13 protein-coding genes and 2 tRNA genes are annotated in these 13,085 nt (G+C 40.4%); 4 read left to right on the top strand and 11 right to left on the bottom strand.

The genetic code is table 11. From position 1 onward, the window contains the following. Positions 1 to 2: 2 nt before the first annotated feature. Positions 3 to 1,163 (top strand): TlpA disulfide reductase family protein, encoded by a 1,161-nt coding sequence (locus BFP71_RS06480; protein ID WP_069834680.1) that lies wholly within the window; start codon positions 3 to 5, stop codon positions 1,161 to 1,163. A 639-nt stretch (positions 1,164 to 1,802) separates the two neighbouring features. Here the strand turns inward: BFP71_RS06480 and BFP71_RS06470 are convergent. From BFP71_RS06470 to mltG, 5 genes are all read right to left on the bottom strand, one after another. Next, a tRNA-Glu gene (locus BFP71_RS06470) sits at positions 1,803 to 1,874 on the bottom strand. A 12-nt stretch (positions 1,875 to 1,886) separates the two neighbouring features. Beyond that, positions 1,887 to 1,971 (bottom strand) — tRNA-Ser (locus tag BFP71_RS06465). Between the two features lie 69 nt (positions 1,972 to 2,040). Continuing rightward, on the bottom strand, positions 2,041 to 2,988 hold the full coding sequence (locus tag BFP71_RS06460; RefSeq protein WP_069834678.1) for a YihY/virulence factor BrkB family protein: 948 nt from the start codon (positions 2,986 to 2,988) through the stop codon (positions 2,041 to 2,043). After that, positions 2,985 to 3,392, bottom strand: coding sequence for an acyl-CoA thioesterase (locus BFP71_RS06455; RefSeq protein ID WP_069834677.1), 408 nt, complete (start codon positions 3,390 to 3,392; stop codon positions 2,985 to 2,987). The genes BFP71_RS06460 and BFP71_RS06455 overlap by 4 nt, the downstream gene beginning before the upstream one ends. Positions 3,393 to 3,394: 2 nt before the next feature. After that, positions 3,395 to 4,429 (bottom strand): endolytic transglycosylase MltG, encoded by a 1,035-nt coding sequence (gene mltG, locus BFP71_RS06450; protein ID WP_069834676.1) that lies wholly within the window; start codon positions 4,427 to 4,429, stop codon positions 3,395 to 3,397. 51 nt (positions 4,430 to 4,480) lie between these two features. Here mltG and BFP71_RS06445 point away from each other — a divergent pair, with 51 nt between their 5' ends. From BFP71_RS06445 to BFP71_RS06435, 3 genes are all read left to right on the top strand, one after another. Then, complete coding sequence (locus BFP71_RS06445) at positions 4,481 to 5,104, top strand: L-threonylcarbamoyladenylate synthase (RefSeq protein WP_069834675.1); 624 nt, start codon at positions 4,481 to 4,483, stop codon at positions 5,102 to 5,104. Then, on the top strand, positions 5,104 to 5,739 hold the full coding sequence (locus BFP71_RS06440) for a WbqC family protein (RefSeq protein ID WP_069834674.1): 636 nt from the start codon (positions 5,104 to 5,106) through the stop codon (positions 5,737 to 5,739). The genes BFP71_RS06445 and BFP71_RS06440 overlap by 1 nt, the downstream gene beginning before the upstream one ends. Positions 5,740 to 5,835: 96 nt before the next feature. Then, the gene (locus BFP71_RS06435) at positions 5,836 to 8,400 is read left to right on the top strand and encodes an ATP-dependent Clp protease ATP-binding subunit (protein ID WP_069834673.1); all 2,565 of its coding nucleotides are present in this window, start codon (positions 5,836 to 5,838) and stop codon (positions 8,398 to 8,400) included. Between the two features lie 68 nt (positions 8,401 to 8,468). On the opposite strand, the gene BFP71_RS06430 is transcribed toward BFP71_RS06435, so the two are convergent. The 6 genes from BFP71_RS06430 to BFP71_RS06405 form a co-directional block, all read right to left on the bottom strand. After that, complete coding sequence (locus BFP71_RS06430) at positions 8,469 to 9,614, bottom strand: amidohydrolase (protein ID WP_069834672.1); 1,146 nt, start codon at positions 9,612 to 9,614, stop codon at positions 8,469 to 8,471. A gap of 90 nt (positions 9,615 to 9,704) precedes the next feature. Beyond that, the gene (locus tag BFP71_RS06425) at positions 9,705 to 10,856 is read right to left on the bottom strand and encodes a cytochrome-c peroxidase (RefSeq protein ID WP_069834671.1); all 1,152 of its coding nucleotides are present in this window, start codon (positions 10,854 to 10,856) and stop codon (positions 9,705 to 9,707) included. 52 nt (positions 10,857 to 10,908) lie between these two features. Further along, the gene (locus BFP71_RS06420) at positions 10,909 to 11,436 is read right to left on the bottom strand and encodes a Spy/CpxP family protein refolding chaperone (RefSeq protein WP_069834670.1); all 528 of its coding nucleotides are present in this window, start codon (positions 11,434 to 11,436) and stop codon (positions 10,909 to 10,911) included. A 1-nt stretch (position 11,437) separates the two neighbouring features. Continuing rightward, positions 11,438 to 11,770, bottom strand: coding sequence for a hypothetical protein (locus BFP71_RS06415; protein ID WP_069834669.1), 333 nt, complete (start codon positions 11,768 to 11,770; stop codon positions 11,438 to 11,440). A gap of 47 nt (positions 11,771 to 11,817) precedes the next feature. Continuing rightward, positions 11,818 to 12,399 carry an RNA polymerase sigma factor gene (locus BFP71_RS06410; RefSeq protein ID WP_069834668.1) on the bottom strand — a complete coding sequence of 194 codons (582 nt, stop codon included), beginning with the start codon at positions 12,397 to 12,399 and terminating at the stop codon, positions 11,818 to 11,820. Between the two features lie 85 nt (positions 12,400 to 12,484). Next, positions 12,485 to 13,018, bottom strand: coding sequence for a Spy/CpxP family protein refolding chaperone (locus tag BFP71_RS06405; RefSeq protein WP_069834667.1), 534 nt, complete (start codon positions 13,016 to 13,018; stop codon positions 12,485 to 12,487). Positions 13,019 to 13,085 lie beyond the last annotated feature (67 nt).

The following is a 13,085-nucleotide window of genomic DNA, read 5'->3' as shown; positions in this document are numbered from 1 at the left end:
TCATGAAAAAGAAGTTATTCATATTCATTGCTTTAATCTTTTCGTTAATCTCAATATCGTATGGTCAAGGTGTTATCGTTGAAGGCCGCCTGTCTTCCTCAAACGATCAAGCAAAAGAGATAACCATTAAAGGTACTATCAAAGGTTTTGCGGATAACACGAAAGTGACCCTAGCCCATGGTTCAACGGGTAAGGTCTTGGCGACGGCCGTTTTCAAAAATGAAAAATTTAGTATTACTACAAATACAAGAGATACGCTTTTAGTAGGGCTTTACATTGAAAATCTGGAAGTTGAACTTCACCAAAATGAATTTACAGTCTTCTATATAGAGGATAAAGACATTGAAATAATTGGCGAAAAAGGTGAAGTGAAATACAGCAAAATAGAGGGTGGTCCGGTACTGCGTCAGTATAGAGACCATATGGATATGGTAGAACCATTCTATAGAGAAGCAGATGTATTATTAGCAAAACAGCTGGAAGCATATCAGAGAGATCCAAAATCAGCAGAATTTGATTCAATCACAGCTGAAGTGCAAAAAGTGAATTGGAAGCCTCATGAAATTGCATTGAAATTACTAGAAGAAAACCCATCTGACTATTACAGCTTGGTAAGCTTACGCAATGCTATGCCTTTGATGAAGCCTAGAGAAGTTGCGAAATACTTTCAGGTAATTGATGAGGGTTTGAAAAAACTTCCGTTAGCCAAGTCTATAGAAGCTAGGATTAATGCAAATCAAGTCAAAATAGGTAAAATAGCACCTGACTTTGAGTTAACAAGTTTGGCAGGTGATAAGGTCAAACTGTCTGATTTTAAAGGCCAATATGTTCTTATAGATTTTTGGGCTAGTTGGTGCGGGCCGTGCAGAGTCGAGAACAGAAATTTAGTCCCTATCTATAAAGATTATAGTAAGAAGGGGTTTGAAATTATAAGTGTGTCAACAGATGTCAATAAAGAGCCTTGGGCCAAAGCTTCAAAGAAGGACGGTATCATCTGGAAAGATGTAATAGATAATAATGTTCAGCAAACATCGACAGATTATAATGTACTCCTTATCCCAACAAACTTTTTGGTTGACCCGAGTGGGAAAGTAATCGAGAAGAACTTAAAGGGGGAAGCACTTCTGAATAAGCTCAAGACGATTTATAGCGAGAAACAATAGATCTTTCAACGGATATTTATTTACTAATGATGCTCCATTTACTTCCTTTTTGGGTGTAGGTGGAGCATTTACTTTTTACTCTTAAATGTTTTTTCGCTAAGGGCATAAAAAAAGCTCAGCATTAAGCTGAGCTCATTTAAAGTAGTCCGTAGGAGGACTAAGCGTTAAAGATTCTTCCAGCGGAAGAATATAGCGAAGGGCCAGCCTGTAGTGTAAGCCCCCATAGGACATAAAAAAAGCTCAGCATTAAGCTGAGCTCATTTAAAGTAGTCCGTAGGAGGACTAAGCGTTAAAGATTCTTCCAGCGGAAGAATATAGCGAAGGGCCAGCCTGGAGGGTAAGCCCCCTAGGGCACAAAAAAAAGCTCAGCATAAAGCTGAGCTCCTTAAAGTAGTCCGTAGGAGGACTAAGCGTTAAAGATTCTTCCAGCGGAAGAATATAGCGAAGGGCCAGCCTGTAGTGTAAGCCCCCATAGGACATAAAAAAAGCTCAGCATTAAGCTGAGCTCCTTAAAGTAGTCCGTAGGAGGACTAAGCGTTAAAGATTCTTCCAGCGGAAGAATATAGCGAAGGGCCAGCCTGTAGTGTAAGCCCCCATAGGACATAAAAAAAGCTCAGCATTAAGCTGAGCTCCTTAAAGTAGTCCGTAGGGGAATCGAACCCCTGTTACCAGGATGAAAACCTGGCGTCCTAACCCCTAGACGAACGGACCATTCTTTATATGCAGAGGCGGAGGGATTCGAACCCCCGGTACCTCGCGGTACAATGGTTTTCAAGACCACCGCATTCGACCACTCTGCCACGCCTCTGTGTGTGATCTTCCGTTTGGGTCTGCAAAGATAATGGGACTTTTTTTTTGTGCAAGCCGTAGGGCTCAATTAAATTTTTTCTATCTCTAATTTTTTCGTTTTCGCTTTGTCGAAAGCCGCATTCATTTCGAATCCCACCAATAGAATTAGGGAAATTATAAACAACAGCACCATTAATACCAATAGTACTCCAATAGATCCGTAAAGGCGGTTATAAGTACCAAAATTGTTGATATAGAAGGAGAAACCGAAAAAAGCGATGATAATGGCGAAGGTTGAAAAAACTGAACCAACACTCATAAAGTGCCACCTTTTATGTACGGCTGGCGCTAAGTAATAGATGCTCGAAATAGCTACTTGAAAGACAATATATAAGGCCAGAAATCGGAGAACGATCAGTATATCAATCGAAATTTTCTCCTGAATGAGCTCCCTTGCACTGTTGCTTTCAAGAAGCTGTTGACCAACCACTAGTAAGCCTACAGAGATTAAAACCGATAAGGCTAAAATGAATATTAGAACAGTGGCAATAAATCTCATTTTTAAAAAACCACGCGTTTCTTTGGTCTTATAGCTGGCATTGAAGGCACTCATGAGCGAATTCATGCCATTGGTAGATAAAATCAACGTTAGCACAAAACCAAAGGAGAGTAATCCACCACGTTGTTTATTGATAATGTCATGAATTGTAGAATCGGCAGCAGCGTATAAGTTTTCGGGTAGTATGTTTTCCAGAAAACCAATGATTTCATCATTTGTGACGTCTGGGAAGAAATTCTGTATGTAAGGCGTTAAGGTAAATAAGAATATAATAGCTGGAAATATGGCCATAGTAAAACTAAACGCCACGCCATTGGCTCGGGCTAATAACCTATCGTTACTCAGCTTCTGTATAAAAATCATTATAGCGTCGTATAGACCAACCTTGGCTTTCCCAACTTTTATATGTTGTAAAAGGTCTACTAGCTTTAAGTAAAGCGGGTTTTCTAGTATGAGTGCTAGAAATTTCCGTTTCATTTGAAATAAGGCATTAAGACATCAGTTAATTCCTCTGGAGCTCTACACGGACGGTTCGTTTCCATGTTAATAAAAACCAACGTTGTTTTACCGCGGTTTACCAATTCGCCCACTTCATTGCTGACTTCATACTCAAAGATCATTCTGACTTTTGGTAACTCTTTGATGATGACCTTCACAGTCAGTAGCTCATCGTATTTGGCGGGCGCTAGGTATTTACATTCAAGGTCATGAACAGGCATCATGACCCCTTGTTCTTCTAACCTTTTATACTCAAACCCCAATTGGCGCAACGCTTCAACCCTGCCCACCTCATAGTACATGGCATAGTTGCCATAGTATACATAAGACATTTGGTCAGTTTCGGCATATCTTACCCTAATTTGGGTAGAGGCACTATACATAGTTAGCGATATATCTTTCTTCTATTCATCTCTTGTTGAAAAAGACGTGCGTTTCTATTGTGTTCTGTCAACGTTTTAGCAAAACGGTGATAACCAGAGAAATCCTCTTTGGCACACATATAAAGATAGTCATGCTTTTCGTAATTCAGAACCGCATCCAAGGACTTGATGGTTGGTAAGTTAATCGGCCCAGGAGGAAGTCCTCGATACTTATAAGTGTTGTATGGGCTATCAATTCTAGTATCGGCAGTCAATACACGTTGGATAGTAAAATCTCCTAGCGCAAATTTAACCGTCGGGTCAGCCTGTAGGAGCATATTTTCCTTGATTCTGTTTACGTAAAGTCCTGCTATTTTAGGGCTTTCACTTTGAATAGAGCACTCGTCTTGAACAATAGCTGCTAAAGTCGACACCTCTACTGGTGTCAGCCCCAAAGCTTCAGCTTTCGCTTTTCTATCGGCATTCCAGAATTTCTCGAACTCCTTTTGCATTCGAGAAAAAAGACCTTTTGCTGATATGGTCCAGTAAACCTCATAAGTGTTAGGGATGAACATGGCCATGATCGTCTCTTTGGTAAACCCTAGCTCATTGATATATGCCTCATTATTCAATAGCGATAAGAATTCCGATCTATTGATTCCGGTACTTTCCGCAATTTTATCGGCAAGCTGTTCTTTAAAGCGAATGTTGTTAAAAGTGAGGTCAATCGGTATCTGATCACCAGCTCTCAGTCTACGAACGATGGCTAGGTTTGTCATTTCGGGTTCAAAAAGGTATAAACCAGGCTTTATGTTGTCTTGATAACCTAAAACTTTCGATACGAAACTAAAGGATAAAATATCGTCTACTATTTTACGATCGTATGCTTTATTGCGAAGCGAATCGAAGGTATCGTCATTGTCAATTAAGATCGCCGTCGCCGATCCTTCTCTCAGAATATTACTGCCGTAGAATACTTGATAGAAGTAGAACGAGAAGGAGGTGAGGATCACCGAGAAGATCACCAAACCGATCATAAAACGCTTTCTTTTCTGCATAAGGGCACAAAAATAGTCAATTTGTCATAACTTCGATGTCTAGTCATTGTCATGGAAGCAGAATTCATCAAGCTTTACGAGGAAAATCCTGAGATCGATAAAATAGATAAGATCGTCGATGTATTGCGGTCGGGTGGTGTGATCATTTACCCCACCGATACTGTCTATGGAATTGGATGCGATTTTGGTAATGTGAAGGCTGTTCAAAGAGTCTGTCAAATCAAAAACACCAAACCACAGGCTTTATCATTTATCTGCTACGACTTAAGCGAAATTTCAGCTTACACGAAAAGATTGAGCACTCCAATATTTAAGGTGATGAAAAAGGTTTTGCCAGGTCCATTCACATTTATATTGAACGCCAGTAATAAAGTGCCAAAAGTGCTGAATGCTAAAAAGAAAACCGTGGGTATTCGTGTGCCCGATAATAATATTCCCCGAGAGATCGTCAGGCATTTGGGCAATCCTATCATCACAACCTCTATTCATGATGAGGATGAAGTGCTGGAGTATTCAACCGACCCAGAATTGATCTTTGAAAAGTATCGCAACTTGGTGGATGTTGTGATTGATGGTGGCTACGGTGGCAACGTCGGGTCTACCGTTGTCGATTGTTCTCATGATGAACTTGAACTCGTTCGGTCTGGGTTGGGCGACTTTGATGATTTGCTTTGATGAAAGTATTAATAGAATCACAGTACCTTCCTTCAATTGCTTATTTCTCCCTAATAGTTCGGGCAGATGTCGTTTTTCTAGAAACCCAAGAGCATTTTGAAAAGCAGTCTTATAGAAATAGATGCCATATCGTCGGGGCAAATAAAGTCCAGTCGCTAAGTATACCGGTTCATCACGGTGGGCGAAAAATCTTAATTACAGATTTGGCTATAGACTACAAGCAAAAGTGGATGAACAATCACTGGCGTGCTATTCAATCGGCTTATGGAAAAGCACCGTTTTTTGATTTTTACGGAGAGTATATCAAGGATGAGTTCGAAAGGACACCCGAAAGGCTCTTTGACTTTAATCAGACGCTCCTGACATTATGTCTTAAACTACTGAGAACAAAGGTAGAGATTGTGAAGACTGATATGTACCAGAAATCGCCTTCAGATGACATTATGGACATGAGATCGCTCATCCATCCTAAAAAATCACTGGACACCTTGGCATGGTTTCGGCCAGAACCTTACCATCAGATCTTTGGCAAAGACTTTGTACCCAACGTGAGCATCTTAGATTTGCTGTTTTGTACTGGCCCCGACGCATTGGATATTTTATATCAGTCAGGTGCTGGATTAGTGAACAAATAGGTTTTTGATTACGTTTCTAGTAGATCATAAGATATAATCTTGTTATATTGAAATTGTGGCTTAATGCTTAATTTGGGTCACTGAGAAAGGCAATAAATGGAAGCAAAATTTTCAAATAGAGTAAAGGAAGTTATCTCATTAAGTAGGGAAGAAGCCCTTCGTTTGGGGCATGACTACATCGGGACCGAACATCTTTTACTAGGGATGATTCGTGAAGGAGAAGGTGTTGCTGTAAGCATCCTAAAAAAACTAGGTACTTCTTTAGAAGAACTTAGAGAAGCAATAGAACGCGCAACAAAAGGAACGGCTAATCACAATGTGAAGAACTTGGCCAATATTCCTTTAACCAGACAATCTGAAAAGGTGCTAAAAATCACCTATTTAGAAGCAAAAATTTTTAAAAGTCAATTGATTGGAACTGAGCACTTATTACTCTCCATTTTGAGGGATGAGGATAATATTGCCACACAGATTCTCGAGAAATTTGACGTAAACTATGAAGTAGTAAAAGAAATGCTAGAATACCAGACTGACAACCCATTAGCCTCTTCAGATACAGATGATCCAGAAGGTGATTCTTCTAAAATGTTTGGAAGTAGTGGCGGCTCAGGCGGGGGATCGGATAGGCCTTCAGGCAAAGGTGGAGAGAAATCTAGAACACCTGTTTTAGATAATTTCGGTAGAGACCTGACTAAATATGCTGAGGATGGTAAACTCGACCCGATCGTTGGACGAGAAAAAGAAATTGAGCGTGTTGGACAAATTCTTTCACGTCGTAAAAAGAATAACCCAATCCTAATCGGTGAACCAGGTGTGGGTAAAAGTGCAATTGCTGAAGGTTTGGCTTTACGCATTATCCAAAAGAAAGTATCTCGTGTCCTTTTTGGAAAAAGAGTAGTGACGCTTGATTTAGCTTCTTTAGTAGCTGGTACTAAGTATAGAGGTCAGTTCGAGGAGCGCATGAAAGCGGTCATGAATGAACTTGAGAAATCGCCAGAAGTTATTCTCTTTATTGACGAGCTTCACACCATTGTAGGTGCTGGTGGCGCATCAGGGTCACTCGATGCTTCAAATATGTTCAAACCAGCACTAGCTAGGGGCGAAATTCAATGTATTGGTGCGACTACTTTGGATGAATACAGACAGTATATCGAAAAGGATGGTGCTTTAGCGAGAAGGTTCCAGCAGGTAATGGTCGATCCGACTACACCAGAGGAAACCGTTCAAATTCTTGAAAATATTAAGGAAAAGTACGAGGAACACCACCACGTAAGCTATACTGCTGACGCCATTGAGTCCTGTGTGAAACTTTCTGATCGATACATTTCTGATCGATTTTTACCAGACAAGGCGATCGATGTTTTGGATGAGGCGGGAGCTAGAGTTCATATCAACAATATCCACGTTCCAGACGAAATTGTTAAGCTGGAAGAGGCCATCGAGGATATCAAGAAAGAGAAGAATCGTGTGGTGAAAAGCCAAAAGTATGAAGAAGCAGCTCAGTTAAGAGACAGTGAGAAAAAGCTGATAGATCAATTGAGTACTGCCAAGGCTAAGTGGGAAGAGGAAAGTAAGCTGAAGCGATATACTGTTGACGAAGATAACGTGGCAGAGGTAATTGCAATGATGACTGGGATTCCTACGAAGCGTGTCGCACAAAAAGAACAAGCCAAACTTGTTGGCATGGGTGAGCAACTAAATGGTAGAGTAATCGGTCAGGATGAAGCCATTGCCAAATTGACTAAGGCGATTCAAAGAACACGAGTTGGGTTAAAAGATCCAGCAAAACCAATTGGAACATTCGTTTTCCTTGGGCCAACTGGTGTCGGGAAAACAGAATTAGCCAAAGTGCTTTCAACCTATCTATTCGATAAAGAAGATTCTCTTGTGAGAATTGATATGAGTGAGTATATGGAGAAATTCTCTGTATCGAGATTGGTAGGAGCGCCTCCGGGATATGTAGGTTATGAAGAAGGCGGTCAGCTCACCGAAAAAGTAAGAAGAAAGCCTTATTCTGTCGTATTACTAGATGAGATTGAGAAGGCTCACCCAGATGTATTCAATATTTTGTTACAGGTATTGGATGATGGTATCCTAACCGATGGTTTGGGTAGAAGAGTTGACTTTAGAAATACGATCATTATCATGACTTCGAACATCGGGGTACGTGACTTGAAAGATTTCGGTTCAGGTATCGGATTCAGTACGCAAACTAAGCGCGACGGTGAAGAACAAATGATGAAGGATACAATTCAGAAGGCTTTAAAGAAGACTTTCAGCCCTGAATTCCTAAATCGTTTAGATGATGTGATTATTTTCAACTCGTTAGGAAGAGAAGATATCCATAAAATTATTGACATTTCACTTGGTAAGCTTCTTGATCGCGTGGAGGCAATGGGCTATAAAGTTACTTTGACCGATAAAGCCAAAGATTTCTTGTCCGACAAAGGCTTTGACCCGCAATACGGGGCAAGACCATTGAACAGAGCAATTCAGAAATATCTGGAAGACCAGATCGCTGAAGAAATTCTGAAGGGAGATATCAATGAAGGAGATACCTTGAATGCTGATCACGATGGAAAGTCAGATCAACTGACGCTAAAAGTGAAAAAGAAAAGAGGTTCTAAAAAGAAGAAGGAAGAAGATTCTACAGATAAGTAGATGATTACATATAGTATACTAAAGCCGTATCCATTTTGGGTACGGCTTTTTTGTTTTAGCCAGACTGATCAAGTTGAAGTAATATCATTTAGTAATTGCCAGAACATGCGAACACCCTGTTCGATTAACTCATCAGGGAAATCATAATCAGGATTATGTAAATCTGGTGTTTCGTGACCAGAACCCAGCCCAAATATCGCGCCTTGGCAGTTTTGGAGGTAGCATCCAAAGTCTTCCGACCAAGGGTTCGGCTCTGTCATCTCAACATAACGAATGGCGAGATTCAAAGCTGCCTTTTTAACCATTTCGACACTTTGATAATCATTTTCGGTGACTTCAAAGGACTCATGATGGCTCAATGATACATCAAGCCCATACCGTTTCCCAATCAGTTCGGCTTCTCGTGTAACCAGGGTGAGCAATAAATCGAAATCGTGCTTTTCGAAAGCTCGCAAAGTGAGCCAAGTCTCCGCACGACCCGCCGAAACCCCAAAACTTTTTTCTCCTATTTGGGCATGAGTGAGGGTGATTAAGGTCTTTTTGGTAAAATCATTTGTTTCAATGATGCGCTCCAAGCAATGGACCAATTGAGCGGCAGCCACAGCTGGATTATTACCTGTTTCGGGTTGACTTGCGTGGGCTGTTTTTCCTTGATAAACGATTTTTAACCCAGTAGACGCCGCACAGAAGGAGCCATTTTTACAATAAACTGTGCCCATATCGTGCTTGGGAAGATTGTGCAGTGCAAAAGCAAAGTCTGGGTTGATATTTCTAAATTTTTCATCGGCTATCACTGCTTTTGCACCTTGTCCAGTTTCTTCGGCCGGTTGAAAGAGTAATACCATGCGTCCTTTTGATAAAGGTGATGCTTGAAATTGCATAGCAAGACCGCATAGGATCGCCATATGGCCATCATGACCGCATTTATGCGATACATCTTTTTTTGTCGATCGATGTGCAAATGAGTTAGACTCTTGAATCGGTAAGGCATCTAATTCTGCCCTGATTAAAACGGTTGGTCCATCTTCACTCCCTTCCCAAATTGCCGCTAGACCATAACCACCCAGATTAGTCAATACTTCCGATGGACTATAGCTGTTTAGAAAATTTAAGATCGTTTCGCTGGTGTGTTTTTCCTGACCAGAAAGTTCAGGATGCTGATGTAATGCCAACCTCAGCGACTTAAGCGTTTGAAAATCTTGTGACTTTAACACAATTATAAGATAGCATATAAATGCAAAAAGGAGTCCCGTATGAACTCCTTTTCTTCAACCAAAATATATAGTATATGAACTACAATGCTTTTACTGATTAACGAATGGATTGCTGAACTTGTCATCTGATAGGAAGGAATTATCAGTAAGTGTATTCAAAAAAGCAATCAAAGCGTCTATCTCCTGACCATTTAGGTTCATCCTGCGTGGCGTACCGTTATTTCCTCTTAACCTTCTGTCAAGGTTGGGACTATTTTGAATGCCGTTGTTGTAGAATTCTACAACTTCTCGGAGTGTACCAAATCGTCCATCGTGCATGAATGGCCCTGTGACGGCAATGTTTCTTAAAGAGTTTACCTTGAACTTTCCATTATCATTATTATTGCCGTTGTCGCCACCTACACCTAAGTCAGTAAGCGTAGCGTCAAGTCCATTATTTCTCGCCGCATCTCCACTAAAAGTTGCAGTTTCATGACAATTGGAACACTGAGTTCTTGCACTAAAAAATAGCCGTTTACCCAAGTTTTCAAGCTCAGAGAAATTACCAAAATCCGCGTTTTCGTTTCCATTTGCAGCAATTAGCCCCTCGTCATATCTGGCTTCAAAAGAAACCATCGACCGGACGAATTGTGCCATGGCGGATGCGATCCTATCGGTAGTAACTTCAGTCGTGCCGAAAGCCTCTTGAAAAAGCGGTTGATAATAGTCTGCCTCTTGAATTCTGCTCACAAGTTCGTTGAGCGTTAGGCCCATTTCCACCTGATCTTGGATTGGCATTAAGACTTGTTCTTCTAATGAGCTAGCTCTTTCATCCCAGAAAAATCTTCCATTATCATAATATCTTGCATTAGCCAGCCCCATAGAGTTTCTGCCAGTTAAGCCACCTTCAAAACCGGTGCTAAAGGCATCAGGATCTGAAAATCCGTTTTCCTGTAAATGGCAGGAGGCACACGCGATGGTGTTATTCGCTGAAAGCAATTTGTCGTAAAAGAGAACTCTTCCAAGAGTTGCTCCCTCATCTGTTACTGGATTGTCGTTTGGAGTATTATCAATTCCTCTAACTTCTCCATTAGTGAAATGATTTGGCAAATCTGGATTGGCGTAGTTAAAAAATGTGCTGGGTAGATCTACTACATCTGAGATATCTTGGTTAATATCTTCTTCAATTTCTGTGATTTCATCAGAGTTGTCGCAGCTAAAAACAATAAGCGCTACGCTCAATAAAAATATGTACTTCTTCATAACCTGTGATTTTTAGTTTTTGCAAACTGGCTATGGAAATACCGATTAGCGTCTATCGTCCGTCTCTTGGCGGAGGTGGGCCTCCTCGACCTCGATCATTTGGAAAAGGCCTCTGGCCATTCCGTGGACCGCCCTGACTACCCTGTCGCAACACATCTTTGATTAGTTTATCAAAAGTTGCTTGTTGTTCGGGTGAACAGAGTGCTCTTATTTGAGCAAAGTGATCGTAGGTAGCTTTTTCTTGGGATACTTGCAATTCGCCTAAGCGTTTTGTCAGTACGTCAACCTTATCCTGCGAGTGGTCAGATCCCCAAAGGTTATGGAGTTCTTGTCTGGCTTCTTGAGAAGCTCTTCTGAATTTTTGAATTTCTTCAAAATGAACATCACGGAGGCTTTTTACTTGTTCCTTTTGTTCGTCAGTTAAATTGAGTCGCTCTTCTAAGACTTTCAGCCCATTTTCTGGTCTGGTTTTTTGAATCTCTTGATGCCCTACCCAAAGAAATGATAACAAAACGACGTTTAAAATAGCTAATGCTATGACTACCCCGCCTATATATTTATTTGTTTTCAAGCGATTCATCTTAGTAGCTATTTAGATAATCGTAGTCATCAGAACCAGAAAAATAATCCTGAGATACAAGTGATATATCTGATTCTCCTTCAAAGGTATCCTGACTTGAACTGCTGAGTAAAAATAAGCTCGCAAAATTTAAAATCAGAATCAGACCGAGCACAGCCACGCTCATTCTAAGGTTTCCAATAAAAGCAAACCTGCCAATAGAAGAAGTTAGCTCGTCTTGCATCCTTGCTTCCAGCTTGCTATAGAAAAACGGACTTGCCTCTGCTTTACCCAACCCCTCAAGACTATTTAATGTCAAATTTATTTTTTCCTCTATGTCTTTTTCTGATTTCATATCTTGGTTTCTTTGAAATTAGATGCCTTTCAATGATTTAACTTGCGCTAAGTCATCAAATTTTTTTCGTAATAGCTTTTAAGTTTCTTCTGTAAATTTTTTCTAGCCCTAAACATGAGTGATTCTACTGACGAAACACTTGTTTCTAATACCTCAGCAATTTCTTGATAAGGAAGACCTTCTACTTTGTGTAAGGTGAAAGCTATGCGCTGACTATCTGGTAATTCTTTGATCGCCTTAAATAAGGTTTCGGCGTGTTCTTTATTTTCGAGAATTACTCCTGGATGATTAAAAGTCGCACTTTTTGTGTTCTCATAATCTTGATCCCCACCGGTAAGTGATTGTAAAAACGCAAATCTCTTTTGTGTTTTACGTTTCCTGATGACCTCAAGTGATTTTGTAGTAGCAATCCGATAAATCCATGTGGAAAGCTTTGCATCACCACGAAATTTGGGCACAGATTTATAAACTTCTATAAATACGTCCTGTGCGGCTTCCTCAGCTTCTTCAGCATTCTGCAACAGTCCTAGACAAGTATTATATACCCGATCCTGATATTGACCGACTAAAGTCCGAAATGCATTTTCGGATCTTTGTTGTAGTGCTAGAATTAGATCTTGATCAGACAATGTTGCTTGTGAAATAAAAAAGGGTAGCCTCCAAATGAGGCTACTCTAATGTAATTGATTGTATGACTATTCGGAAATGTGACTGTTATCTACCATGGTTTGGTCCTCTGCGTGCTCCACCTTTCTGACCAGCATCTTTTCCCTTCCCTTGTTTAGGACCTTCAGCTATTTGATTATTAAAAATGACCAACTGCTCTTCTGTAAGAATGCTCTTTACTTTCTGACCTTCGGCAACTTTCAACTTCATTAGACTGGTTTTAAGCTCGCTAATCTCTTCGATCACTTTATTTACCGCCTTTTCATTGTAAGATTCGGCTGTGACTAAGGTTTTTAGTCTGGCTTCCTTTTCTGCCACCTCATTTCTAATTGGTAAAGAGGTTTTTTCGCTTTCTAATCGAAATGAATGTAGTTGCTCCTTTTGCTCCTCCGTCAGGTTAGGAATTTTCGGGCCTTTATGTCCCTGCTCTTGTCCCTTACCAGGCTTTTGTCCTTTGACCATTTCTTGCGGAGGATGCTCAGGTCTATCGTTAGACTGAAATCTTTGGGCCTGTGCCGTAGTACCTAGGAATAATAATGTCGCTAATGCAAAACCGTATCTTTTTAACTTTTGAGTTTTCATGACTTTAATTTTTATGATTTTTAATTTCTGTTTTGCCTTGTTAGATGTGCATGCCGTACAAAAACTT

It is taken from the genome of Roseivirga misakiensis (genome assembly GCF_001747105.1).
Taxonomy (GTDB): Bacteria; Bacteroidota; Bacteroidia; order Cytophagales; family Cyclobacteriaceae; genus Roseivirga; species Roseivirga misakiensis.
Note: the sequence above shows the minus strand (reverse complement) of the source record. Positions and strands in the feature narration are given on the sequence as shown.

What these genes read in the sequence shown, in the direction of transcription:
- BFP71_RS06480 (WP_069834680.1), top strand. Translation starts at nt 3, where the DNA reads ATGAAAAAGAAGTTATTCATATTCATTGCTTTAATCTTTTCGTTAATC.
- BFP71_RS06460 (WP_069834678.1), bottom strand. Translation starts at nt 2,988, where the DNA reads ATGAAACGGAAATTTCTAGCACTCATACTAGAAAACCCGCTTTACTTA.
- BFP71_RS06455 (WP_069834677.1), bottom strand. Translation starts at nt 3,392, where the DNA reads ATGTATAGTGCCTCTACCCAAATTAGGGTAAGATATGCCGAAACTGAC.
- mltG (WP_069834676.1), bottom strand. Translation starts at nt 4,429, where the DNA reads ATGCAGAAAAGAAAGCGTTTTATGATCGGTTTGGTGATCTTCTCGGTG.
- BFP71_RS06445 (WP_069834675.1), top strand. Translation starts at nt 4,481, where the DNA reads ATGGAAGCAGAATTCATCAAGCTTTACGAGGAAAATCCTGAGATCGAT.
- BFP71_RS06440 (WP_069834674.1), top strand. Translation starts at nt 5,104, where the DNA reads ATGAAAGTATTAATAGAATCACAGTACCTTCCTTCAATTGCTTATTTC.
- BFP71_RS06435 (WP_069834673.1), top strand. Translation starts at nt 5,836, where the DNA reads ATGGAAGCAAAATTTTCAAATAGAGTAAAGGAAGTTATCTCATTAAGT.
- BFP71_RS06425 (WP_069834671.1), bottom strand. Translation starts at nt 10,856, where the DNA reads ATGAAGAAGTACATATTTTTATTGAGCGTAGCGCTTATTGTTTTTAGC.
- BFP71_RS06420 (WP_069834670.1), bottom strand. Translation starts at nt 11,436, where the DNA reads ATGAATCGCTTGAAAACAAATAAATATATAGGCGGGGTAGTCATAGCA.
- BFP71_RS06415 (WP_069834669.1), bottom strand. Translation starts at nt 11,770, where the DNA reads ATGAAATCAGAAAAAGACATAGAGGAAAAAATAAATTTGACATTAAAT.
- BFP71_RS06405 (WP_069834667.1), bottom strand. Translation starts at nt 13,018, where the DNA reads ATGAAAACTCAAAAGTTAAAAAGATACGGTTTTGCATTAGCGACATTA.